The sequence below is a fragment of the Streptomyces sp. GD-15H genome (assembly GCF_045291515.1).
In the GTDB taxonomy this organism is placed as follows: Bacteria; Actinomycetota; Actinomycetes; order Streptomycetales; family Streptomycetaceae; genus Streptomyces.
Map to the genome: position 1 here is coordinate 5,684,230 of NZ_CP149447.1, position 21,636 is coordinate 5,705,865.

15 protein-coding genes and 2 pseudogenes are annotated in these 21,636 nt (G+C 73.0%); 3 read left to right on the forward strand and 14 right to left on the reverse strand.

Features of this window, described 5'->3' with window-relative positions; translation table 11 throughout:
- Window positions 1–2: 2 nt before the first annotated feature.
- The 12 genes and pseudogenes from WJ438_RS26880 to WJ438_RS26935 form a co-directional block, all read right to left on the reverse strand.
- A pseudogene (locus tag WJ438_RS26880) lies at window positions 3–437 on the reverse strand (ABC transporter permease); the annotation flags it as partial.
- A gap of 154 nt (window positions 438–591) precedes the next feature.
- Window positions 592–1,005, reverse strand: a complete 414-nt coding sequence (locus WJ438_RS26885) for a globin (protein WP_406727505.1) — start codon at window positions 1,003–1,005, stop codon at window positions 592–594.
- A gap of 162 nt (window positions 1,006–1,167) precedes the next feature.
- A complete protein-coding gene (locus tag WJ438_RS26890) occupies window positions 1,168–2,430 on the reverse strand; it encodes an FHA domain-containing protein (protein ID WP_406727506.1) in 1,263 nt (420 codons plus the stop codon).
- 82 nt (window positions 2,431–2,512) lie between these two features.
- Window positions 2,513–3,859 carry a vWA domain-containing protein gene (locus WJ438_RS26895; RefSeq protein ID WP_406727507.1) on the reverse strand — a complete coding sequence of 449 codons (1,347 nt, stop codon included), beginning with the start codon at window positions 3,857–3,859 and terminating at the stop codon, window positions 2,513–2,515.
- Between the two features lie 144 nt (window positions 3,860–4,003).
- Window positions 4,004–5,532, reverse strand: a pseudogene (locus WJ438_RS26900) (protein phosphatase 2C domain-containing protein).
- Window positions 5,533–5,535: 3 nt separating this feature from the next.
- A complete protein-coding gene (locus WJ438_RS26905; protein WP_406727508.1) occupies window positions 5,536–8,208 on the reverse strand; it encodes a tetratricopeptide repeat protein in 2,673 nt (890 codons plus the stop codon).
- A gap of 22 nt (window positions 8,209–8,230) precedes the next feature.
- Window positions 8,231–9,574, reverse strand: a complete 1,344-nt coding sequence (locus tag WJ438_RS26910) for a hypothetical protein (protein ID WP_406727509.1) — start codon at window positions 9,572–9,574, stop codon at window positions 8,231–8,233.
- Window positions 9,575–9,654: 80 nt separating this feature from the next.
- A complete protein-coding gene (locus WJ438_RS26915) occupies window positions 9,655–10,701 on the reverse strand; it encodes a glutamate ABC transporter substrate-binding protein (RefSeq protein ID WP_406727510.1) in 1,047 nt (348 codons plus the stop codon).
- An 11-nt stretch (window positions 10,702–10,712) separates the two neighbouring features.
- Complete coding sequence (locus WJ438_RS26920; RefSeq protein WP_406727511.1) at window positions 10,713–12,194, reverse strand: hypothetical protein; 1,482 nt, start codon at window positions 12,192–12,194, stop codon at window positions 10,713–10,715.
- Window positions 12,195–12,772: 578 nt separating this feature from the next.
- Complete coding sequence (locus WJ438_RS26925) at window positions 12,773–13,747, reverse strand: N-acetylglucosamine kinase (protein WP_406727512.1); 975 nt, start codon at window positions 13,745–13,747, stop codon at window positions 12,773–12,775.
- Window positions 13,738–15,003 carry a 6-phospho-beta-glucosidase gene (locus tag WJ438_RS26930; RefSeq protein ID WP_406727513.1) on the reverse strand — a complete coding sequence of 422 codons (1,266 nt, stop codon included), beginning with the start codon at window positions 15,001–15,003 and terminating at the stop codon, window positions 13,738–13,740. Before WJ438_RS26930 ends, WJ438_RS26925 begins: the two co-directional genes overlap by 10 nt.
- A 188-nt stretch (window positions 15,004–15,191) precedes the next feature.
- On the reverse strand, window positions 15,192–16,277 hold the full coding sequence (locus tag WJ438_RS26935) for a mechanosensitive ion channel family protein (protein ID WP_406727514.1): 1,086 nt from the start codon (window positions 16,275–16,277) through the stop codon (window positions 15,192–15,194).
- A gap of 314 nt (window positions 16,278–16,591) precedes the next feature.
- Here WJ438_RS26935 and WJ438_RS26940 point away from each other — a divergent pair, with 314 nt between their 5' ends.
- Window positions 16,592–17,146, forward strand: coding sequence for an HNH endonuclease (locus WJ438_RS26940; protein ID WP_406727515.1), 555 nt, complete (start codon window positions 16,592–16,594; stop codon window positions 17,144–17,146).
- Between the two features lie 90 nt (window positions 17,147–17,236).
- Here WJ438_RS26940 and WJ438_RS26945 read toward each other — a convergent pair whose 3' ends face one another.
- Window positions 17,237–17,728, reverse strand: a complete 492-nt coding sequence (locus WJ438_RS26945; protein ID WP_406727516.1) for an ATP-binding protein — start codon at window positions 17,726–17,728, stop codon at window positions 17,237–17,239.
- Window positions 17,729–17,932: 204 nt separating this feature from the next.
- Here WJ438_RS26945 and WJ438_RS26950 point away from each other — a divergent pair, with 204 nt between their 5' ends.
- A complete protein-coding gene (locus WJ438_RS26950; RefSeq protein WP_406729822.1) occupies window positions 17,933–18,814 on the forward strand; it encodes a helix-turn-helix domain-containing protein in 882 nt (293 codons plus the stop codon).
- Window positions 18,814–18,987: a DUF397 domain-containing protein gene (locus tag WJ438_RS26955; RefSeq protein WP_406727517.1), complete on the forward strand. Its 174-nt coding sequence runs from the start codon at window positions 18,814–18,816 to the stop codon at window positions 18,985–18,987. The genes WJ438_RS26950 and WJ438_RS26955 overlap by 1 nt, the downstream gene beginning before the upstream one ends.
- Window positions 18,988–19,153: 166 nt before the next feature.
- Here WJ438_RS26955 and WJ438_RS26960 read toward each other — a convergent pair whose 3' ends face one another.
- Complete coding sequence (locus WJ438_RS26960) at window positions 19,154–21,484, reverse strand: N-acetylmuramoyl-L-alanine amidase (protein WP_406727518.1); 2,331 nt, start codon at window positions 21,482–21,484, stop codon at window positions 19,154–19,156.
- Window positions 21,485–21,636 lie beyond the last annotated feature (152 nt).

Sequence of the window (21,636 nt, forward strand, 5' to 3'; positions counted from 1 at the left end):
GGGTCCAGGGCGGCGAGGTGGGTGAGGCCGGGGGCGTCGGAGACGTCCCGGTCGCCGGAGGGGGCACCCGGGTTCGCATGTCCGTCCGTGGGGCGTACGGACGCGGGCAGGGCGTACGGGCCGGAGCGGGACAGGGTGCGCAGGGTCACCGGCAGTCCGTCGAAGGCGGCACGGGCGCCGTCCCGTACGGCGGTGCCGGCCGCGGCACGCTCCTGCGCGGATACGTTCGCCTTGACGACGAGGGTGGTGTCGGCCGCGCCTCGCGGGTCGCGCAGGGCGTGCCGCAGGGCCGCGTCGCCGATCGCGCCGGAGTACGCCGTGAGGGTCGCCAGAACCGCCGTGGTCAGCAGGACCGTGAGCAGCGCGGCGGCGAGCAGGGGCCGGTACGCCCGCGCACGCGCCAGGACGAACCTCGCCGTCCCCGCAGCGCTCCCCACCCGAGACCCCTCGTGTTGTCCGGACCTCCGGGTGATCGTGTCAGAGGGGGTCCGTCACGGGATAGCGCTTGTAGTTCGGACTTGACCGGATCGTGACCGGATTCCGGTGCCAGGCGACCGGAATGCGCACGTCCGGCCGCTCGGCCGTTCCGTCTCAGTCGGGGGAGTTGATCATCGTGGCGGCGGCGTACGTCAGGTACTTCCACAGCGTGTGGTCGTGCTCCTCGGACAGGCCGAGCTCGTCGAGGGCGTCGCGCATGTGCGTGAGCCAGGCGTCGTGTGCGGCCCGGTCGACCTTGAACGGCACGTGCCGCATCCGCAGCCGCGGGTGGCCCCGGTTCTGGCTGTACGTCGTCGGGCCGCCCCAGTACTGGATCAGGAACAGCCTCAGGCGCTCCTCGGCCGGACCAAGGTCCTCCTCCGGATACATGGGCCGCAGCAGTGGATCGTCCGCCACCCCCACGTAGAAACGGTGGACGAGCCGGCGGAACGTCTCCTCCCCGCCGACCTGCTCGTAGAACGTCTGCTCCTGAAGCGTGCCGCGCCGAATCTCTGTCACGCCGTCCATGGTCTCAGACCCCGCGGCATAGGCCCCAAGGCCTAGGTCTTCACCCTTCCGTGCTACGGCCTCGCGGTCGGCGCGGACCGCTCCGGGGCGTGACTGGACGACCCAGGAGGGCCTGCCCGCCGGCCCCTGCCCTCCTGAGCGCGCCTTCCGGCCGGACAGGCCCTAGCCCCGGTGGATGGTGATCGTCGTCCAGGCGCCCACGTGCACCCGGTCGCCGTCCTGCAGCGGGACCGGGACGAAGGGCTGGATCGGTTCCTCCGAGCCGTTGACCGTCGTGCCGTTCGTCGAGTTCTGGTCGACGACGGCCCAACTGCCGTCCGGCTGCTGGACCAGCACCGCGTGCTGGTGCGAGACGCCCGGGTCCTCCGGCGGGGTCGACAGGTCGATGTCGGGAGTGTCACCGGTGGAGTGGCGCCGGCGGCCGATCGTGAGCTGGTTGCCGGTGAGGGTGCGCTGCTGCTCGGGCGAGTACGCGGGCAGGTTCAGGCCCGTGGCCTCGGGGCCGGAGCGGTGCATCATCGCCATGAAGTAGTCGCGGTCCGGGCCGATCGTCGCGGTCCAGGTCACCGGCCCCCGGGGCTGCTGCGGGAACCCGCCGGGGCCGGGCGGCGCCTGCGTCGCACCGGGCTGCGGGTAGCCGTAACCGCCGGGGCCGTTCTGGCCGCCGCCGGGACCACCGGACGGCGGGGGAAGCGTCCAGTCGTCACCGCCGCCGAAGGCGGGACCGCCCTGCTGCGGCGGACGGCCGGTCTCCTGCGGGAATCCGGGCGGGGCCGGCGGGCCGCCACCGAACGCCTGCGGACCGCCGGGGCCGCCCGGGCCGCCGGGCCCACCGGGACTGCCGTATCCGCCCTGGCCACCGGGACCGCCGTGACCACCCGGGCCGGGCGGCGGCGGTGCCGGGCGCGAGGGGCCGCCGCCGAAACCGGGCGGGCCCGGCGGGATCGGTTCGGCGGGCCGGTTCACCTGGGACGGACGGGAGCCCTGGTAGTCATAGGAGTCACCGCCACCGCCGTACGACGGACCGGGCGGCTGCTGGTACGGCCCGCCGTGACCACCCGGACCACCGTGTCCGCCCGGTTTGGGGTTCACCGGACGCGGGGCGGCCGGCGTGTACGAGGTCGCCGTGTTCGTCAGGAAGTTCCACCGGCACTCCTCGCAGAACGGCGCGCCGCCCTCACGCGGCGTGCGGCACTGCGGGCACAGCTCCGGCCGGCCGCCGGGGCCGCCCGGGCCGCCGAAACCGCCGGGGCCACCCTGGCCGCCGGGCCCGGACTGGCCGCCGGGGGGCGGGAATCCGTAGCCGCCGCCGGGTGGTGGTGGGGGAGGAGGCGGCGGTGGGGGCACGGACCCCGCCATGCGGTGGCCGCACACCTCGCACCAGTCGTCGGAACCCGACTGGTGTCCGTTCGGGCAGGTCGGCATGTCGGCGCTTCCTCCTCTCCTTTTTCGGTCGCTTCCGACCGGAGTTCTCCGGCCTGGGAGGCCGGGCTCGTTCACTTCAGCTTCACTTTTTTACACGAACAGTCTTGGTGGACCGGGTTTCGAGTGTCATCTCGTCGGCCTCCTCGACCCTCGCTTTCAGTCGCACAGTACCTGTCGGGGCGTCGACCACGTCCACCACCTTCGCAAGCAGTTTCGCAGTATCCGCGTTGCCGGAGGCGCTCGCGAGCTGAACGGCCCGGCCCAGTTTGGACGTCGCTCCGTAGATATCGCCCGCTTTGCGTAACTCGAGCCCTTGTTGGATGACTTGCGCCAGTTCGGCCTGTCCGGTGTAGTGGGCGACTTGGGGGTTCATCGATGTGGAGGCGACCATGTCGTCCGTCCACACGGCCCGTACGAGACCCTGCGCGCCGAGTTTCCGGACGCCCTCCCCGGGCTGCGGAACGACCAGCGAGAGCCGGGCGGCGAGCATCTCCCGCCCGATGCCGGCGGCCGGGACCTCGACGCAGAGGTGGTAGTCACGGGACTCGTCGCCCCAGGAACCCAGCGGGTAGTCGCCCGCGCGCGGGCCGGCCTCGCTGCGGCGTCCGGTCAGTTCCTCGACCGCCGGCGCGACCTGTTTGACGAACTTCACAGTCGTGCCCACCGGGGTCCACAGCCGCAGGCAGACGTCCGCGACCTCCTTGCCCATCGCCGTCTCCATCATCCGCGTGAAGTCGGCGGCGAGGCCGGCCGGGTCGGCGACGATGTCGGCGCTGCCGAGGAGGCCGGAGGCGATGGCTGTGACTTCTTTCACCTCCCAGTCGGTGCCCACTCCGCGGGCGTCGCAGGTGAACCGCCCGGCGCACGCCTGCAGAGCCGTCTTCAGGTCCTCGGGCGACTCGTGCTCGTTGCGCCCGTCGGTCAGCAGGATGCCGTGCCGGATCGCCACGTCCGCCGACGACAGCAGCCGGTCGGCCAGCCGGAGCCAGGTGCCGATGGCCGTGCCCCCGCCGGCGCTCAGCGCCCGCAGCGCCTGCTTGGCCTGTTCGCGGGTGGCCGCGTCGGCGACCGCGAGCCGTCCGGCACCGGGATAGACCTCCCTCGCCACATGCGTGCCGCCGACCACCGCGAAGTGCACGCCGTCGCGCAGGGCGTCGATCGCGGCGGCCGTGGCGTCGCGGGCGTTGCGCATCTTGGCCGGCGGATGGTCCATCGACCCGGAGCAGTCGACCATGAGCACCACGGCCGCTGACGGTCCCTCACCGGGCGCGTAGAGGTGGGGCGCCGTCACCGCGCTGCCGAGGGTGCCGCCGCCGGTGGCGGTCACCGTGACGATGGCGTTGACCTCGCGGCCGCCCTCCGGCAGGTACTCGTTCTGGTACACGTCCACCGAGAACTGCGGCACGTTGGATTTCGAGAAATTGGCCATGCCTGTTTCTCTCCCCTGGAGAACCCCGACGGTGCGGGGCGACGACAGATGACGGACCGGCCCCCTCCGGTTCGTTGGCACCTTCCTGCGGCTTCCCCGCGGCTTCCCCGTAGTTTCCCCGCACGGGGCCCGCCGTACGCGGCCTCAGGCCGATCCTGCCCCCTGCGGCACGGCAGGGAACGGGACGAGGGCCACTGTCACGTTGTCGTGGCCCCCGCCGTCGAGGGCGTGACCGACCAGGACCCGCGCGGCGTGCAGCGGGCGGACGGCGGCGTCGAGGGGGACGACCCGGGCCATCTCCTCGGCCGACTCCGCGTAGTTCCACAGCCCGTCGGTGCAGACCACGACCACACCGGGCCGGTCCGGCTTGAACGACGCGGTGTGCGGATCCAGTTCGTAGGCGTCCGCCCCGAGCCAGCCGGTGATCGCGTGGGCGCGCTGGTCGGCGTACGCCTCGGCCTCGCCCATCAGCCCCGCGGCGACCATCTGCGCGGCCCACGAGTCGTCCTCGGTGAGCCGGGCCGGGGGCGCGGCGCGGTCGACCGGCACCCAGTACACGCGGCTGTCGCCGACCCAGCCGACGACCAGCAGGCCGTCGGTCACCACGCTGCCGACGAAGGTGCAGGCCGGGGCGTTCTGGTGCGGGGGCCGTTCACGGTCCGCGAGGGGCTCGTCGGCCAGCGCGTTGACCGCGTCCGACGCGGCGACGATCGCGTCGTGCATCGCCTGCTGCGGGTGCGTGCCGCGCGGCAGGGCCGCGAGCAGCGACTCGTTCGCCGCCCGGGACGCGGCCAGCGAGGCCTCGTCGGGCCGGGTCGCGGAGGAGACGCCGTCGCAGACGATCGCGACCGAGGCGGGGGAGCCGTCGGGCAACGTGGCGGTGCCGATCCTGAAGGCGTCCTCGTTGCGGTGGTGGCGCAGGCCACGGTCGCTGACCGCGGCCATCGGGTCGCATTCCTGTTCCATGTGGTCCCGTTCGCGTGGCTGGGCGTGGCCACAGTTCTCGCAGTAGCCGTCGTCGTCCACCCTGCCCGCGCGGCAGGCCACGCACACCGCGGCGTCCGGTGCGTCGGCGGCGTCCGGGGCGGGCTGCCCCGCTCGGCGGCCACACGCGGGTCCGGGGCCTGGAGCGGGTACTCCTCGGGCTGCGCGACCGGCTGGGCGGGGCGGTCGAAGCGCACGCCGGAGGAGCGGGCCGCGCCGGCGGCGGGAGGCGCGGCGGGCGGGGGCGGGGGCCCGGGTGGGGCGGTGGGAGCGGAGACGGGCGGGGTGGCCGGGCGTGGCGGCACGACTGCCGGTGCGGGCGCCGGGGTGGCGGGCGCGGGGTGGTGGGTGCCGCCGGACAGCGCCATGCCGGCCGAGTCCGTGCCCGCCAGGTCCGTCGGTCGATGCGTCGGGGCGGACGCGCCGGAGCCCTCCGGACCGGCGGCGGGCCAGCCAGGTCCGGCCGGGGGCGTCTGGGGCGCCGCCGGGGGCCGGGCAGCTGCCCCGCGCTCCGCCGGGCTCGGTGAGGGCACCGAGCCGTTCATGGCGATCGTCGGACGGTCCGTCGGCGGTGCCGGGACCGCCGACAGGTCGTATCCGCACGCACCGCAGAAACGATCAACCGGCTCGAGGGGTTCCTCGCAGCTCGGGCACTTCGACAGGGCGGCCTGCTGGGGCATTTGCGACATCAACTACACCCACGTCCGGGGGCGGTAACGGTTGGCACGTTCCACCAGGTCGATCCTTTCCTCACCGCTCCGCGCCAGCCGGGCCAGCGTGCGGTACGAACGCTCCAGTCCGAAGCGCAGGTTCCGCTCGTCCAGTCCGCTGCCGAGCAGAGTCCGTCCCTCGGCGGCGTTTCGGTTCCCCCGGCCCGGCGGGGCCGCGGGCGGAACGGAACCCTGGCCCCCGGAGAGTACCCAGTCCAGCGCGCAGCCGAGGACCTCGGCCGACAACCGCTCCCGGCGCGCCGGATCCAGGCCGTACGACTCCAGGGCCTCGACCTGTGCTGCGGCGGCGCTCAGGTCGTCCAGGAACGGCACGTCACCGGCGGTGGCGGTCCGCCCCCGCAGCCGGGCGCGTACGGCCGCGACCCGCGCGGCCGTGTAGTGGATGGAGGACTCCGGCACCGACTCCAGCGTCCGTACGGCGCCGCGCCGGTCACCGGTGGCGAGCCGCACGCGGGCCAGGCCGAACGCCGCGCTCACATGGCTCGGGTCGGTCGACCACACCAGGCGGTAGTACTCGGCGGCGTTGTCGAGCTGGCCCAGCACCTCCGCGCACAGGCCGAGCGCCAGCTTGGGCGCGATCTCGCCGGGGAAGGCGTCGTAGAGCGCGTCGAAGGCGAGCGCGGCGCCCTCGTGGTCGCCGGTGACCAGGGCGGCGACCCCGCGGTACCAGACCACCCGCCAGTCGTCGGGGTCCCGCTCCTCCAGGGCCCGCAGCGCGTCCAGCGCGGTGTCCGACTCACCGGTCTCCAGCCAGGCGCGGATCTGCCGCAGCCGGGTCTCGGCCAACGGCGCGGGCGCGGCGGCCAGGGCGTTGACCAGCTCGGCGGGCGCGGAGGTCAGCAGGCCCGCCAGGAAACCGGCGTGGGGGTCGGTGGGGTCGACGCGGGGGACGGGCAGGGCGAGGGCCGCCGCGGGGGTGTCGACGGGCTTGACGAGGTCCACCGTGCCAAAGGCGCCGGCGGCGGGGGCGGGGGCGGGCCCTTCGGCGGGCTGCTTCCGTCCCGGCACCCGTCGTGACCCGGCTCGCGGCACCGCCCGCGCCCCGAGGCGGGACACGTCGCCCCGCCACTGGGGGAACAACTCCGTGTCCGTCACCCTCGGTTCCGGGCCGAACAGGGTCGACAGGGCGGGACGGGCGCGGCCCGACTGGATCGAGACGACCTCGCGCAGGACGCCGGTGAGCTGTTCGCTCATCTCCTGCGCGGAGGCGAACCTGCGGGCCGGGTCGGGGTCGGTGGCGCGCACCAGCAGCCGGTAGAACGACTCGTACTGCCGGAAGACCTCGATGTGGTCGGGGTCGGGCAGCGAGTCCGCGTAGACGTTCGTGTAGCCCTGGAAGTCGAAGGTGAGGACGGCGAGCGTCCGGGCGACCGTGTAGAGGTCGGAGGCGACGGAGGGGCCGACGTCGGCGACCTCGGGGGCCTGGTAGCCGACCGTGCCGTAGATGGCCGACTCGTCGTCGTCCGCTCTGCGCACCGCGCCCATGTCGATCAGCTTGAGCTCGTCCTCGGTCTGGATCGCGTTGTCGACCTTGAAGTCGCAGTACAGCAGGTTGCGGTGGTGCAGATGCCCCAGCGCCTCGAGCGCCTCGATGCCGTACGCGCACGCCTGCTCGACCGGCAGCGGGTCCCGCCTGCCGTCCGGTGTCCGGCGTCCGTTGGCGATCTCCTTCAGGGCCTTGCCGCCGACGTACTCCATGACGATGTAGCCGTCGAGGGAACCGGTGCGCTGGTCGAGATGCTCCACGAAGTTGTAGATCCGCACGATGTTGGCGTGCTCGATCTCCGCGAGGAAACGCCGCTCGGAGATCGCCGCGGCCATCGCGTCCTGGTCGCCCGTGTCCAGCAGGCCCTTGAGGACCACCCAGCGGTCGGAGACGGCCCGGTCCACGGCGAGGTAGATCCAGCCCAGTCCGCCGTGCGCCAGACAGCCGACCACCTCGTACTGGCCGTGCACCACGTCGCCGGCCCGCAGCTTCGGGACGAACGAGTACGGGTGGCCGCACTTGGTGCAGAAGCCCTCCGTACGACCCGGCCTGGCCTGCGCACGGCCCACCTGGGCCCCGCAGTCCGAGCGGGAGCAGAATCGCTTCCGCTCGGGCACCTCGGGGTCGGCCAGCACCATCGCGCGCGGGTCGGGGCGCGGGATCGGCGGGACCTGGACCAGCCCCGCGCCCAGCCGGCCGCGGCCGGAGGAGCCGGTCGGCGAGCCGGAGCCGCGCACCGAGACCGAGCGCGCGGCGCCGCTCCCCGCCAGGGAGCGGGAGAGCCGCCCGGACACCGAGCGCCGTGACTTCGACGACTGCGACGACGTACGCGACGACGGACGCGAACCGCGGCCGCCGGCGCGGGGTCCGCCGCTGTCGGCCGAGTCGCGCGAGTCCCGGCCGCCGACGGTGAGACCGGTCGGGACCGAGCCGACCATGCCCGTCGACGACACGACCGGGGCCAGACCGCAGGTGTCGCAGTACAGCTCGCCGTCGCCGACGTCCTCGTAGGCACCCCCGCAGCCGGGACGCTGGCAGGTCCGGGGGGCGGCGGCCTGCGACGGCTGTGCCTGCCGCCCCTGCTGTTCCGCCCGTACTCCTTGCCCGTTCCGCCCCTGGCCGTGTGTCCGGTTCTCCGCCTGACTCATGAGGCCGCCTCCCCGTTGTCGCTCATGCGCCGGGCCCCCCGTGCTCCTCGGGCATGCCCTGACCGGGCACCCGGGGCGCGGTGCCGAGGAGTTCGGCGACCGCGTGCTGGTAGCGCAGCACCGCCTCCCGCGCGACGCGCAGATCGCAGGGCGCGCTCCACAGCATGCGGCGCGCCCTCTCGTACCGCTCGACCAGCACGGCGTCCTCCGCGAGGCCGTGCCGGGAGACCTTCGCCTTGTACGCGTCGAGCCGGCCGCGCAGCTCGGCGCGGATCGCCAGCGGCGCGGTGACCGCGGTCAACGACTCGCGGGCGCGCTCCAGTTCGTCCTCCGCCTTCTGCTCCAGGGACTCCAGGAGCGGGGAGAGACGGTGCCACTGGGCGTGCCTGCGGTACTCGGCGGCCGCCGCCAGCTGCTCCTGCAGCACGGTCGGCGGTCCACTGACGACCGGCACCTCCGTCGCGGCGATCTTCGCGAGCACCTCGCCGCGCGCGGTGCGCGCCTCGGCGAGCGTGCGGTCGGCGCGCGACAGGACGTCCCGCAGCCGCACGATCCGCTTCTCGGAGTCCTGCCGGACCGCCAGCACCGCGTCGATCTCGCGGCGCACCTCCTCCAGGGCCCGTGCCTCGCGGTCGTACACCGTCGTGTCCGGTCTGCCGCCGCCCGGCGCCGAACTGCCCTCCGCGGGCTTCCAGAACGCCAGCGGGTCGGACACCACCTGCTCGCGCAGCGCGGTCAGGGAGCGGGTGATCCGCTCCAGGTCGTCGCCCGCCGGGTGCTCGCCGGGGCGCACCCCGACCGGGTGCGCGAGCCGGCGGGTGCGCCGGAGCTCGGCGGCCAGGAGATCGATCCGGGCGGGCAGTGCCGACCACACCGCGTCCGCGGCGACGACCGTGTCCAGCGACGACGCGTACAGCTCGTTCATCCGCTCGACCAGCGCGGCCAGCGAGTAACGCTCGCTGAGCCGGTTCCCGGGCCGGCCGTGCGGCGTCGGCGCGTTCGCGGTGGCGGTGGCGGTGGCCGAGCCCGCGACCGTGACGCACTCGCCGCGCAGCAGCTCCGTCAGCTCCACCAGGTCCTCGCGGCTGGACCAGCGGCGCCGGGCACGGATCTCGCGGGCGGTGCGCAGGGCATCCGCGTACGCGTCGAAGTACGTCCACAGCAGCGTGATCGACGCCTCGGTGGCCGTCCAGCGTTCCGCGGTGCGGCCGGTGAGGCGGGCACCCTCGAGGAGCCTGCGGCCCGCGTGGTCCTGCAGGGCGAGGAGCGAGGTCTCGACCGCCTCGTGCTCCGCGCCGAGCCGCGCAAGCGCACGGTCCACCTCGTCCCGGTCCATCACCGGCCCGGTGGGGTCCGTGTCGCCCATCGATCACCTCTCGCTGGGGGTCGGTCGTTGACGGTCGGTCGTTGACGATCGGTCTTCGGGAATCGTCCTTTGACGGCTGGTCAGCTCGTGCGCAGGTACTGCGGGGCGGGTGGCTCCGACTTCGCGGGATCACTGCCCAGTGTCGCCGACAGCCATGTCTCGTACGCCTTTCGCCATCCGTCCTCGGTGTCCTCGCGGAAGTCCACCAGGACCTGGTTGACCCGGCGCAGCAGGTCGTCCGCGTCCTTCTTCATCGCCACGCCGTAGTACTCGACCGTGAAGGCGTCGCCCTTGAGTTCGACCGTCGGATCCTGGGCGGCCTGGCTGGCGGCGAGCGCGCCGTCGGTGACCACCGCGTCGACCTCGCCGAGCTGCAGCCTCACCAGGCAGTCGAGCTGGTTGGGGACGGTGGTGCGGATGTCGGCGGACCGCGGGAGCTCGCCCGCCGCCTTGTCCTCCTCCAGCTTCGCGTACGCGGTGGAGCCGGCCGCCGTGCAGATCTCCCGGTCCGCGAGCGTCTTGTCGTACCCCGTGATCGGTGACGCCTTCGGGGCCAGGACCTGCTGCCCCGTCCTGAAGTACGGGGCGGAGAACGCCACGTCCTGGAGGCGGGCGCAGTTGATCGTCATCGTGCGGACGACCATGTCGACCCGGCCGTCCTTGATCGCCGAGATGCGCTGGTCGGTGGGGATCGCCTTGAACTGGACCGCGTCCCGGTCGCCGAGTATGTCCTCGGCGATGCGGTGCACCAGGTCGATGTCGAAGCCCTCGAGCTGTGCGCCGTCCCCGCCGTCGGGGTTCCGGTAGCCCCAGCGGTAGCTGTTCTGGTCGATGCCGACGATCAGCTTGCGCTTCTCGCCCGGGCGGTTCTTGATCGCGTCGATGGTGGCGCCGTCCGCGTCGGAGGGGGGCAGGGTCTGCTTCTCCGGATCGGTGCATTCCTCGTCCGCCTTCGTGCCGACGGCGTCCGTCACGGTGTGCCCCGCGGCCTTCGGGGCCTTGGCGGCGGGGGACCCGGTGCGGGTCAGCACCAGCGCGAAGATCAGCGCGAGCACGCACATGGTGGCCATCGCGCCCACCCCGCCCCAGCCCCGCAGGCCGGCCCGCAGGCGTCGTGCGTTCCTCATCGCGCCCCCTTTCACCGGTACTCCGACAGCCTGCGGCCGATGCCCAGCACCGCGCCGGCCGCGCCCAGCACGGCGAGGCCCGCCGCGCCCTCCGGCAGTCCCTTCAGCGCGTCCCGGCCGGCCTCGGCCGCCTCCTCGAACTCGTCCTCCTCGTGCGCGAGCGCGGTCGCCAGGCTGGCGTCGACGCCGTCGAAGCACTCGCCGGTCGCGCCCTCACCACCGATCACCAGGTCCAGCGCCTGCTGGTAGTTGCCGTTCTCGTCCTGCTTCCGGGCGGCCTCGTGACGCTTCTTCCACTCCGTCATGTTGCTCACGGCGGCGGTGACCGGCTTCTCGCCACTGCTGTCGTCCGCGAGTTCCCCGGCCCGGGTCAGGCCCTTGCCGAGGGCGCCCATGTCGCGTGCGAAGTCGTGGTCGTAGGCGTCGTGGGTCTCGTCGCCGACCTTCTTCGTCTCGGCGCCGCGCGACACCAGCGTCAGGTTCTCGTTGCCCCGGGCCTTGAGGGAGGCGATACGGGCGTCGTGCAGCACCTCGAGCGAGCGGACGCCGTGATCGTAGGAATAGTTCAGCCCCGAGCGGGCGAGGCTGTGGCCGACGACCAGCCAGAGCAGGACGACCGCCCCCGCAGCCGTGGCCGCGACCAGGCCGTGGTTGAGCACGCGGTGGGTACGCAGGTAGCTGCGGCGCTGCGCCCAGGCGAGCGCGGCGAGGGCGACGGTGCCGAGCGCGATGGCCGCCCACGGGTACGGGGTCGCGTCCGCGTAGTCGGCCTGAAGGCGCTGGTTCTCCTTCTTGTAGAGGTCCTCCGCCGCCGGGAGCATCTCCTGCTGCATCTTCTCGTTCGCGTACCGCAGATAGGCGCCGCCCACGGGGTAGCCCTGGCGGTTGTAGGTGCGGGCGCGCTCCACGAGGCCCTTGTACTCGGGCAGCAGCCGGTTGAGGTCGGCGATCGTCGCCGCCGACGAGGAGTCGGGGGCGGAGTTGGCCGCGGCGTTGACCAGTTTGGCGGCGGCGGTACGGATGTCGTTCTCGTAGCGGTCCCGGGAGGCGGCGGTCTCCTGACCGCCGGCCAGGAAGCCGCTGGAGGCCGCGGTGTTGGCGTCCGCGAGGGAGCGGTAGATGTCGGCGGCGTCGGAGGTGAGGGGCTGGCTGCTGGTGAGGACGGCGTCGGCCGCCGCGGCCCTGTCGGCCGTCTGCCAGGCGGTGACGGCGCCGAAGGCGACGACCAGGGCGGCGAGGACCGCGCCGATGATCCGCAGGCGGCCGGGTTCGGTGGTGGCGGCCTCGCGCAGGCGGACGACGCCTTCGGCGAACGCCGTGCGCCGCACCGCCTCCGGCGGCCGGGGCGCGGAAAGCCGGGAGCCGTCGGGTGTTCGGCGGGGGCCCGGTGGCGCGCCGCCGGGCCCGGACTGCGGCGGTACGGCGGGCACGGCGGGCACGGTGGGCGCGGCCCCGCCCGGCGGGGCCGCGCTGCCGCTCGGCGTGTGTGTCACTCGACCTCCCCCGTGGTCATCCGTCCCGCCAAGTATCCCCGCGTGGACCGACATGTGTACCGGCTTTGACGCGATCTTGAACCGCCTGCCGGTTCGGCTGTCGATCCGACAGTCCGCCAATCCGACAGTCGGTGCGGCTTCCGGTCCGGCCCGCCCACAACCTGCCGATCCGACCGTCCGCCGACCCGACAGTCGGTTCGGTTGTGCTCCGTCTGTCGGTTCGACTGCCGTGCGGCCGCCGGGAATTCCGGCTGCCGCAGCGCCCCGGCACTCCCCACGGACCGCCCCCCGCACGGCCCCTGCCCACGAACACGCCGGTGGAATCCGGTTGGTTCCGGGCGTCCGCGAGGGGCCGCCGCCGGTGTGCGGTCGACCGGACCGGCAGGGGCCTCCGGGCCTGTTCTCCGGGCGGTTCTCGTGCCTGTCGTCAGGCTCGCCGCCCGGCCTTCGGGTCGGTCGGCGGATCAGGGCGGGGAAACGGACGGTGCCCACCCGGCGAGGGCGAGGCATGCCGGGCCGCGCCGTACCGGCGTGATGCGGGGCCCGGGACCGGCGTGATGCGGGCACGGCGACCGGTCCTAACGCCGCTCGTAGTGGGCTCTCAGCCGGGCGTGGGCCTCCGGCGGGGCCGCCAGGCGGTCCAGGCCCAGCAGGGCCGCGCCCAGGACCGGGCCGGCGGTCACGACCCGGGGGACGGCCTTCGGGGCGCGGTCGGCGAGCAGGGCGCGGATCCTGCCGTCGAGCCGGGGATGCCGGGCGGCCAGGACGCTGCCGCCCAGGAGGACGGGTGTCTCCTCGGAGAGCAGGTCCAGGCGGTTCAGCGCCACGACGGCCATCGCCACCACCTCGTCGGCCTGGCGGTCGACGATCGCACCGGCCACCGCGTCGCCCTCGGCCGCCGTGGCGAACAGGACCGGCGCGAGTTCGTGGCGGCGGGCCGCCGGGAGGTGCCCCAGGTGCAGGGCCTCGATGAGGGCCGGCATGCCGGGCAGGCCGAAGTGGGCCGGGAGGGTGTCGGCGAGGGCGGTGGCGGCGCCGCGGCCGTCCTGGGCGCGGGCCGCGTGCCACAGGGCCTCCTCGGCCAGGGCCCAACCGCCGCCCCAGTCACCGGAGAGGCGGCCGAGCGCCGGGAAGCGGGCGGTACGGCCGTCGGGGCGCATGCCGACGCAGTTGATGCCCGCGCCGCAGACGACGGCGACCCCGCGGGGTTCGGTGACCCCGGCGCGCAGGATCGCGAACGTGTCGTTGCGGACCTGCACGGTGGTGCCCCAGCCGCGTGCCGTCAGGGCCGCCGTCAACCGCTCCTCCTCCACGGGGAGGTCGGCGTTGGCCAGACAGGCCGAGACGTGGGAGACGGTGGTGACGCCGGCGGAGGTGAGGGCGGTGGCGACGGCCTCGGCGAGGGCGTCCACCGCCGGTGTCACGCCGACGGCGGGCGGCCGGAAACCGGCGCCGCGGGCCGTGGCCAGGACCTCGCCGTGCCGGTCGACCACGGCGACGTCCGTCTTGCTGTTGCCGGCGTCGACGGCGAGGACGCCCGCGGTCACGCCCACGTCAGGTACTCCCGGTTGTGTGCGACGAGCTGGTCGGTGAGCCGCTCGGCGTACTCGTACTGGCCGATCAGCGGGTGGGCGAGGAGGGCGCGGAAGACCCGCTCGCGGGTGCCGTGCAGGGCCGCTTCGAGGGCGAGGTCCTCGTAGGCGGTGACGTGCGCCATCAGGCCCGCGAAGAGGGGGTCCACGCGGGGCACGGGCAGCGGGCTCGCGCCCTTGGGGCCCACGGCGGCCTGGACCTCGATCACCGCGTCCTCGGGGAGGAAGGGGAGCGTGCCGCCGTTTCGGGTGTTCACCACCTGGTACGGGCTGCCGGCGCCGTGCAGCAGGGCCGCCGCCAGGTCCACGGCCGCCTCGGAGTAGTAGGCGCCGCCGCGCTTGGCCAGCAGGGCCGGCTTCTCGTCGAGGGCGGGGTCGGCGTAGAGGTCGAGCAGCCGGCGTTCCATGTCGGCCACCTCGGCGGCCCGGGACGGCTTGGTGCGCAGTTCCCGTACGACCTCGTCGTGGGCGTAGTAGTAGCGCAGGTAGTACGAGGGGACCACGCCCAGCCGGTCCAGGACGGCCCGGGGCAGCCGGAGGTCCGCGGCGACGGCGTCGCCGTGGCCTTGCAGCAGGGCGGGCAGGACGTCCTCGCCGTCGGGGCCGCCCCGGCGCACCGCGGTCTCCCAGGTGAGGTGGTTCAGGCCCACGTGGTCGAGGTGGAGATCGGCGGGGTCGGTGCCGAGGCGGGCGGCGAACTTGCGCTGGAGGCCGATGGCGACGTTGCACAGCCCCACCGCCCGGTGCCCGGCCCGTAGCAGCGCCCGGGTGACGATGCCGACGGGGTTGGTGAAGTCGATGATCCAGGCGTCGGGATTGCTCCGCCGGACCCGGTCGGCGATGTCGAGCACCACCGGGACCGTGCGCAGCGCCTTGGCGAGGCCGCCGGCACCGGTGGTCTCCTGGCCGACGCAGCCGCACTCCAGCGGCCAGGTCTCGTCCTGCTGCCGGGCCGCCTGACCGCCCACCCGCAACTGGAGCAGCACCGCGTCGGCGCCGTCCACGGCCGCGTCCAGGTCGGAGGTGGTGACGACACGGCCCGGATGTCCCTGCCGGGCGAAGATGCGGCGGGCCAGCCCGCCCACCAACTCCAGCCGGTCCGCGGCCGGATCGACCAGGACCAGCTCCTCGACGGGCAGGGTGTCCCGCAACCGGGCGAAGCCGTCGATGAGTTCGGGCGTGTAGGTCGAACCGCCCCCGACCACGGTGAGTTTCATTGCCGTCAACTCTCTGCTTCTGCTCCGGTGGGCGTGACACCCTCGGCGAACGCCTTCTAGGCGAGAGGCATATCAGGACCACGGGCGTCATGGCCAGAGTGGGCGCGGGCATGGCGGAGGGCGGCACCCGGAACTCCCGGATGCCGCCCTCCGCCGTGTTCTTCCCTGCGCTCTTCTCCGCCGCCGGCCTACTTCGCGGTGCTCGGCGGGGTCAACGGGGACGCCGCGAGGGACTGCGGCGAGACGCTGCTCGCGTAGGCGGACGGGGGCGCGACGGCCGCCGCCGGATCGGGGCCCTCCCTCTCCACCGGGGCCGTGGCGCCGCCGACGATGCGGATGCCGGCCGCGTCGAAGGCCCGCTTGATGCGCCAGCGCAGCTCGCGCTCCACGGTCAGGGACTTGCCGGGCATGGTCTTCGCCGAGACCCGGACCACCATCGAGTCGAGCAGGACGGAGTCGAGGCCGAGGACCTCGATGGAGCTCCACAGGAGCTCGTTCCAGGGCTCCTCCTTGCCCATCCTCTCGGCGACGGCGACGAGCGCGGCCTTCACCTGGTCGAGGTCCTCGTCCGCGCGGACCGTGACGTCGACGTTGGCGGTCGCCCAGCCCTGGGAGAGGTTGCCTATGCGCTTGACCTCGCCGTTGCGGACGTACCAGATCTCGCCGTGGTCGCCGCGCAGCTTGGTCACCCGCAGGCCGACCTCGATGACCTCGCCGGTGGCGACGCCCGCGTCGACGGTGTCACCGACGCCGTACTGGTCCTCGAGGATCATGAACACGCCGGAGAGGAAGTCCGTGACCAGGTTGCGGGCGCCGAAGCCGATCGCGACACCGGCGACACCGGCCGAGGCCAGCAGCGGGGCCAGATTGATCTGGAACGTGCCCAGGACCATCAGCGCGGCCGTGCCCAGGATCACGAACGACGCGACCGAACGCAGCACCGAGCCGATCGCCTGCGAGCGTTGGCGCCGCCGCTCGGCGTTGACCAGCAGACCGCCGATGCCGGTGCCGTCCACGGCCGTACCGGTCCGGGACATCCGGTCGACGAGCTTGGTGATCGCCCGCCGCACGACCACTCTCAGCACCGTGGCGATCACCACGATGAGCAGGACCCTGAGGCCGATCGCGAGCCACGTCGACCAGTTCTCCTCCACCCAGCCGGCGGCGTTGGTGGCGCTCTCGTGGGCGTCCTCGAGGCTGGGCACCATCGGGGTCCCGGAATCCGAGGGCGTCGGCGACGACTCCTCGGCCAGTAGGACGGCGGGCAAGGACACGGCAGGTACCTCCAGGTGCAGGTTCTGCCCCGGGCGCTGCGGTCAAGGTCTTCAAGGTCACGACAAGGTCACCGGTGCGGGCAGAAGCACCACACTAACGGGGCATTGTGGAGGGGTTGGCGCGATACGTGAAGAAGAGACGCCTCTCACCCGGGCCGGAACAGGCCGAGAACCCGGAGGCCGGAGCGGGTGTGGTCGAAAACACTTTCAGCCCGTTACCGGGACATGGTGGCGCTTCCACCAGGCATGAGGGGAGACTGGCTACGGATCGTCCCGGCGCGAGCCACGCGTCGCCGGCGTACAAGGAGGCATCCGTGCCGCATGTCCTGGTTCTCAACGCGTCGTACGAGCCGCTCGGCGTCGTACCGCTCCGCCGCGCGCTCGTCCTCGTCCTCGAGAACAAGGCCGTGTGCCTCGAGGAGTCCGGCGCCTACCTGCACAGCGCGACCGTCACAGTCCCCGCACCCAGCGTGGTCCGGCTCAAACGCTTCGTGCGGGTTCCCTACCGGGGGCCCGTTCCACTGACTCGCCGCGCGCTGTTCGCCCGCGACGGGGGCCGGTGCATGTACTGCGGTGGCGTCGCAACCAGCGTCGACCACGTCGTCCCGCGCAGCCGCGGGGGCAAGCACGTCTGGGACAACGTGGTGGCCTCCTGCCGCCGCTGCAACCACGTGAAGGCCGACCGGCACCTGTTCGAGCTGGGCTGGCGGCTGCGCCACAAACCGGCCCCGCCCACCGGCCTGGCCTGGCGCATCATCGGCACCGGCCACCGCGACCCGCGCTGGCTGCCGTACCTCCAGCCGTACGGCGCGGACGACGCGCTGGCCCGCATCGACGGCCTGACCCACGTGGACGGCATCTCCGCCTGACCGGCAGGCCCCGGACCTTCGCACCGGCCCGGTGCCTGCCGTGCGTCGGGTGGGGTGATGGGGCGGCCGGACCCGTTCCGCCGGTTCCGGTCACGCGGTCTCCCCCGTTCCCGTGGGAGTCCGCAGGGCTTTGCGGGGCTCGGGGACATCCCACTCGGCGTACACCGTCTTGCCCACGGTCCGCGGTTCCCAGCCCCATCGCGTGGTCAGTGCGCCGACCAGGAGGAGCCCGCGCCCGAACTGGTCGGTGGAGCCCCCGGCCGGGCGCGGGCTCGGCAGCCTTTCACCACGCGGGTCGCTCACTTCGACCCGCAGGGTGTGCGGACCGAGGGTGACGCGTACGCGGACGAGCCGGCCCGGGACGCTGCCGTGCAGCAGGGCGTTGGTCAGCAACTCCGACACGACGAGGGCGATGTCCCCGGCCAGACCCGGCTGCCCCCATTCGGTGACGAGCCGCGCCGCTCTGCGCCGGGCGAACGGGACGCTGCGCTGGGTGGGGGTGTAGTCGAGGAGGTCCTCGTGGACGACCGGTTCGGACGGGGAGCCGGGGCCGGGTGCGGCGCAGGGTTCGGGTACGGGCACGGGGCGCGCCTCCTGGTGCGGGCGGCGGTGTCTCTGCCGCACCTGCGCGGGGGCAGGGCGGTGCACTTCCGCCGAGGACGGGACCGCAGAGTGAGCGGCTGGGCACCGAACGTAGTGGAAATGGCCATCCGGAAGCAATCTATCTGGGGAAGTTATTCCCCAGAGTTCGACTCGGTTGCGGGTTGGAGACACACTGTGACCGTGATGCGATCGACTCAAGCCGCAGGAAACCGGATCTCGACAGTCCTGGGTCGCAAGCTGGGTGCCGAACTGCTGCGTCTGCGTGACGCCTCGGGCAAGACGCAGCAGCAGGCTGCCGGGGCCATCTCCGCGACCGGGACGAAGGTGGTGAAGATGGAACGCGGCTGGGTTCCCATGCGTGACCCGGACATCCGTGTGCTCTGTGAGTTCTACGGGGTGCGCGACGACAGAATCGTCAACCGGCTGCTCGGACTTGCTCGGCTGGACCGGGAGCGCCGTAAGGCGAAGGGGTGGTGGAGGCAGTCACCGCAAGCCGAGGCGGTGGCGGAGTACATCTCCATGGAGGATGTGGCCAGTCAGGTACGCACCTGGCAACAGGCCTTCGTGCCTGGCTTGTTGCAAACGCCCGAGTACACGAGGGCGTTGGTGGTCAGCGAGGGTGTCTGGTCGGATCCGGACGAGATCGAAGGTGTCGTCGAGGTCCGCATGAAACGCCAGGAACGTCTCGAGGGAAGCGAACCAATCCAGTTGTACGCGGTCATCTGGGAGGCCGCTCTACGGCAGCAGGTCGGCGGACCGGGCGTGATGCGCGCACAGCTTCACCGCATCCTGGAGTTGGCTCAACTCCCCAACGTACGGCTTCAGGTGCTGCCGTTCCGTGCGGGAGGACACGCCTGTATGGCCGGAGCCTTCAGCATCGTCTCGTTCGCCGAGCCCGAGGCCGTGGACGTGGTCCACGTCGACACCATCGCGGCTACCGTGTGGGTCGAGGACGGCGTCGAAAGTGCCACATACAGCGCTTTCTTCGACCGTACCGCACGACTGAGCCTGGCACCCAGGGACTCGCTCAGACTGATCGAAAGCATCAGCGAGGACACGCAGTGATGAATGGTTTTGACTTCGTGAAGTCCAGCTACAGCAGCGGCAGCGGCGAATGCGTGGAGGTCGCCCTCGACGTTCCGCACGTCGTGGCCGTGCGCGACTCCAAGGATCCCGACGGTCCGATACTCCGTCTCACCGCGGCGACCTGGGCGGAATTCACCGCGTCGCTGGGCTGACCGCTCAAGGGTCCGTCGCGGCGGTGTGCGGACTCACTCCGGGGCCCCTCGCGCAGCGCGATCGTCACGGTCTCCGTCCCGCGGTGCGCGCTCGAACAGGCCGGGGCCCGTCCGCGTGTGCGCGGACGGGCCCGGGCCGGCGTGGTCCGCCGGAGACGGACGGCCTTTACTTGAGGTAGACGAGGCCGTCGGTGGTGATGGTCGGGCGGCCGCTGGTGCCGACGACGACGATCTTGACGGTGTGCTTGGCGCTCGTGCTCCACGTCTTGGTCCAGAGCGCGTCGCGGTACTTGGTGGTGGACGACTTCAGGTCCACGGTGGTGAGCTTCGTGCCGTCGACGTAGATGTGCGCCTGGCCGGAGGTGGCGGCCCGGGAGGCGACCCAGGCGACGGAACGGCCGGTGAACGTCCAGGTCAGGGAGGCGTTCTTGGCGGAGCTGGTGTACGACTTGCCGCCGAGGTAGCTGGCGGAGGACTTGGTCGTCCACTTCCCGGACTTCGTGGCGGAGCTCTCCTGGAGGATGACCGGGGTGCCGGCGACCGACGCGGTGGCGGTGTTGCCGGCCTGGTCGTAGGCCTTCATCGACCAGGTGGTGGCGGTGGCGGACTTGGCGGTGTGTTTGGCGCTGGTGACCGTGGGTCCGTAGGTCTTCGTTGTCGGGGCGGTGAGCCGGACCTCCTTCAGCGCGGCGCCGTCGGTGGCCTTCCACTTCAGGGTGAGGGGGACGGCTGCGGTGTTGACGGTGCCGGTGCGCAGGGCCAGGTTCGGCTTGGTGGTGAAGGCGGGGGCGGTGGTCTCGGCGACGACGGTCGCGGCCGCCGTCGTCGCCGTCCTGCCGGACTGGTGGACGGCGCGGACGGCCACCTTGTGGGTGCCGGCGGTCAGGGTGGCCTTGGCGGAGGTGGCGGTTCCGGGGGTGGTGGCGGCGACCTTGCCGTCCACCAGCAGTTCGTACTTCGCGATGAGGGCGGCCGGGGTGGTGGCCGACCAGTTCACGGTCACCGCGCTCTTGGTGTAGGTCGTCGATCCGGACGACCCGGCGCCCGTGACCGACTTCAGGGTGAGGCCGGAGACGGGGCCGCCCGCCCAGGTGCGGACGGTGGCGAGCTTGTTGTAGAAGGCGTCGCCGGGGCACTGGGTGTTGTAGCCGTCGCGGTGGCCGTGGATCGCGGGCAGGGCCAGTTGGGCGCCCTTGGCCCAGGTCTTCCCGTAGTAGCTGCGTCCGCTGTCGCCCGCGGTGAGGGTGGCGGTGCCGGTGGGGTTGACGCCGTACTGGCCGAGCTTCCAGGCGGCGATGCGGGCCACGGAGGTCATGGCCGCCGTGGAGGGCGCGGTGGAGGTGTGGGTGCCGAGGACGGAGATGCCGGTGGTCTCGGCGTTGAAGCCGTAGGCGTGGGCGCCCATCACCGGCCGGTCCGTCCCGCCCTTGCGGCCCTCGTAGACCGTGCCGCACTTGTCGACCAGGAAGTTGTAGCCCAGGTCTTTCCAGCCGAGTTGCTTGACGTGGTACGCGTAGATGCCGCGCACCACGGCCGGGCCCTGGGCGCAGGTGTAGTCGTTGGACTCGGCGGTGTGGTGCACCACGACCGCCTTGACCCGGCCGCCGGGCAGATAGCCGGGCTCCTCCGGGCTGATCGACTCGTCCGCACCCCAGCCGGCGCGGTCGGTGACCGGCGGGCGCGGCGCGGTGGACGGCGGCGCGGGCGGAACGCTCACCGAGGGGCTGGGTGAGGCGGTGGGCGAGGAGGAGACGGACGGCTCGGACACCGAGGGTTCCGGCTCCGAGGGCTCCGAGGGGCCGGAGGGGTCGGAGGGGGACGGCGCGGGCACCGTCGGCTCGGCGGTGGGGCTCTCGGACAGGGTCTCGCCCGGCTGCGGAGCGGTGCCCGGGTCCGTGCCGGGCTCCGTTCCCGGGTCCGTGCCGGGCTCGGTGTCCGGATCGGAGGCCGAGGGGTCGGGCGTTTCGCTCTCCTCGGCCGCGTACGCCGCCGGCTCCAGCGCCGTGACCTCGCCGCTGCCGGGGTCGACCATGTCCAGGCGCAGGCCCTTCGGCAGCCGCGTGGTGCCCTTGCCGTCGACGCGTACCTCGACACCGTCGGACGGGCCGACCCAGGCCGGTTCGGTGCCGCCGCGCAGGGCACCGCTCTCGCCCTGACCGCTGTCGCCGTCCAGCCTCAGCCACCGCGACCAGGTCTGCGTACCGGCCTGCCGGGTGCGGACCTCGACCGTGCCGCCGACGCGGGCGGACGGGTCGGACCAGGTCACGCCGAGCATGCTGAACGGTCCGGTGTCCTGTTTGTTCAGCGAGGCGGAGGTGCCGTCCCCGGACATCCGCAGTCCGGTCGTCTCCGCCTTGCTGGTGACGGCTCCCGGTGCGCCGTCGGAGGGGTCGCTGTCGGTCTGCTGACCCGTCGTCATGCCCTGCAGGACGAGTGCTCCGGACAGTCCGGCCGCGACGACGGCAGCCGTCTTCCAGAAGTGACGTGGAGTGCGCATGTCAGTCGGTGGGTTCCTTCTTCGTCAAGGAGAAGCAAGGTGGGAAACGACCACCCGAACGGACGGTCGGACAGGAGACTCCCGCGACCAGGTGAAGGTTGTACGACCGGGTCGACGCGCCAGGCGCAGGCAGATCGAGAACCGGCCATGTG

What these genes read in the sequence shown, in the direction of transcription:
- WJ438_RS26885 (WP_406727505.1), bottom strand. Translation starts at nt 1,005, where the DNA reads ATGGACGGCGTGACAGAGATTCGGCGCGGCACGCTTCAGGAGCAGACG.
- WJ438_RS26890 (WP_406727506.1), bottom strand. Translation starts at nt 2,430, where the DNA reads ATGCCGACCTGCCCGAACGGACACCAGTCGGGTTCCGACGACTGGTGC.
- WJ438_RS26895 (WP_406727507.1), bottom strand. Translation starts at nt 3,859, where the DNA reads ATGGCCAATTTCTCGAAATCCAACGTGCCGCAGTTCTCGGTGGACGTG.
- WJ438_RS26905 (WP_406727508.1), bottom strand. Translation starts at nt 8,208, where the DNA reads ATGAGTCAGGCGGAGAACCGGACACACGGCCAGGGGCGGAACGGGCAA.
- WJ438_RS26910 (WP_406727509.1), bottom strand. Translation starts at nt 9,574, where the DNA reads ATGGGCGACACGGACCCCACCGGGCCGGTGATGGACCGGGACGAGGTG.
- WJ438_RS26915 (WP_406727510.1), bottom strand. Translation starts at nt 10,701, where the DNA reads ATGAGGAACGCACGACGCCTGCGGGCCGGCCTGCGGGGCTGGGGCGGG.
- WJ438_RS26930 (WP_406727513.1), bottom strand. Translation starts at nt 15,003, where the DNA reads ATGAAACTCACCGTGGTCGGGGGCGGTTCGACCTACACGCCCGAACTC.
- WJ438_RS26950 (WP_406729822.1), top strand. Translation starts at nt 17,933, where the DNA reads ATGCGATCGACTCAAGCCGCAGGAAACCGGATCTCGACAGTCCTGGGT.
- WJ438_RS26955 (WP_406727517.1), top strand. Translation starts at nt 18,814, where the DNA reads ATGAATGGTTTTGACTTCGTGAAGTCCAGCTACAGCAGCGGCAGCGGC.
- WJ438_RS26960 (WP_406727518.1), bottom strand. Translation starts at nt 21,484, where the DNA reads ATGCGCACTCCACGTCACTTCTGGAAGACGGCTGCCGTCGTCGCGGCC.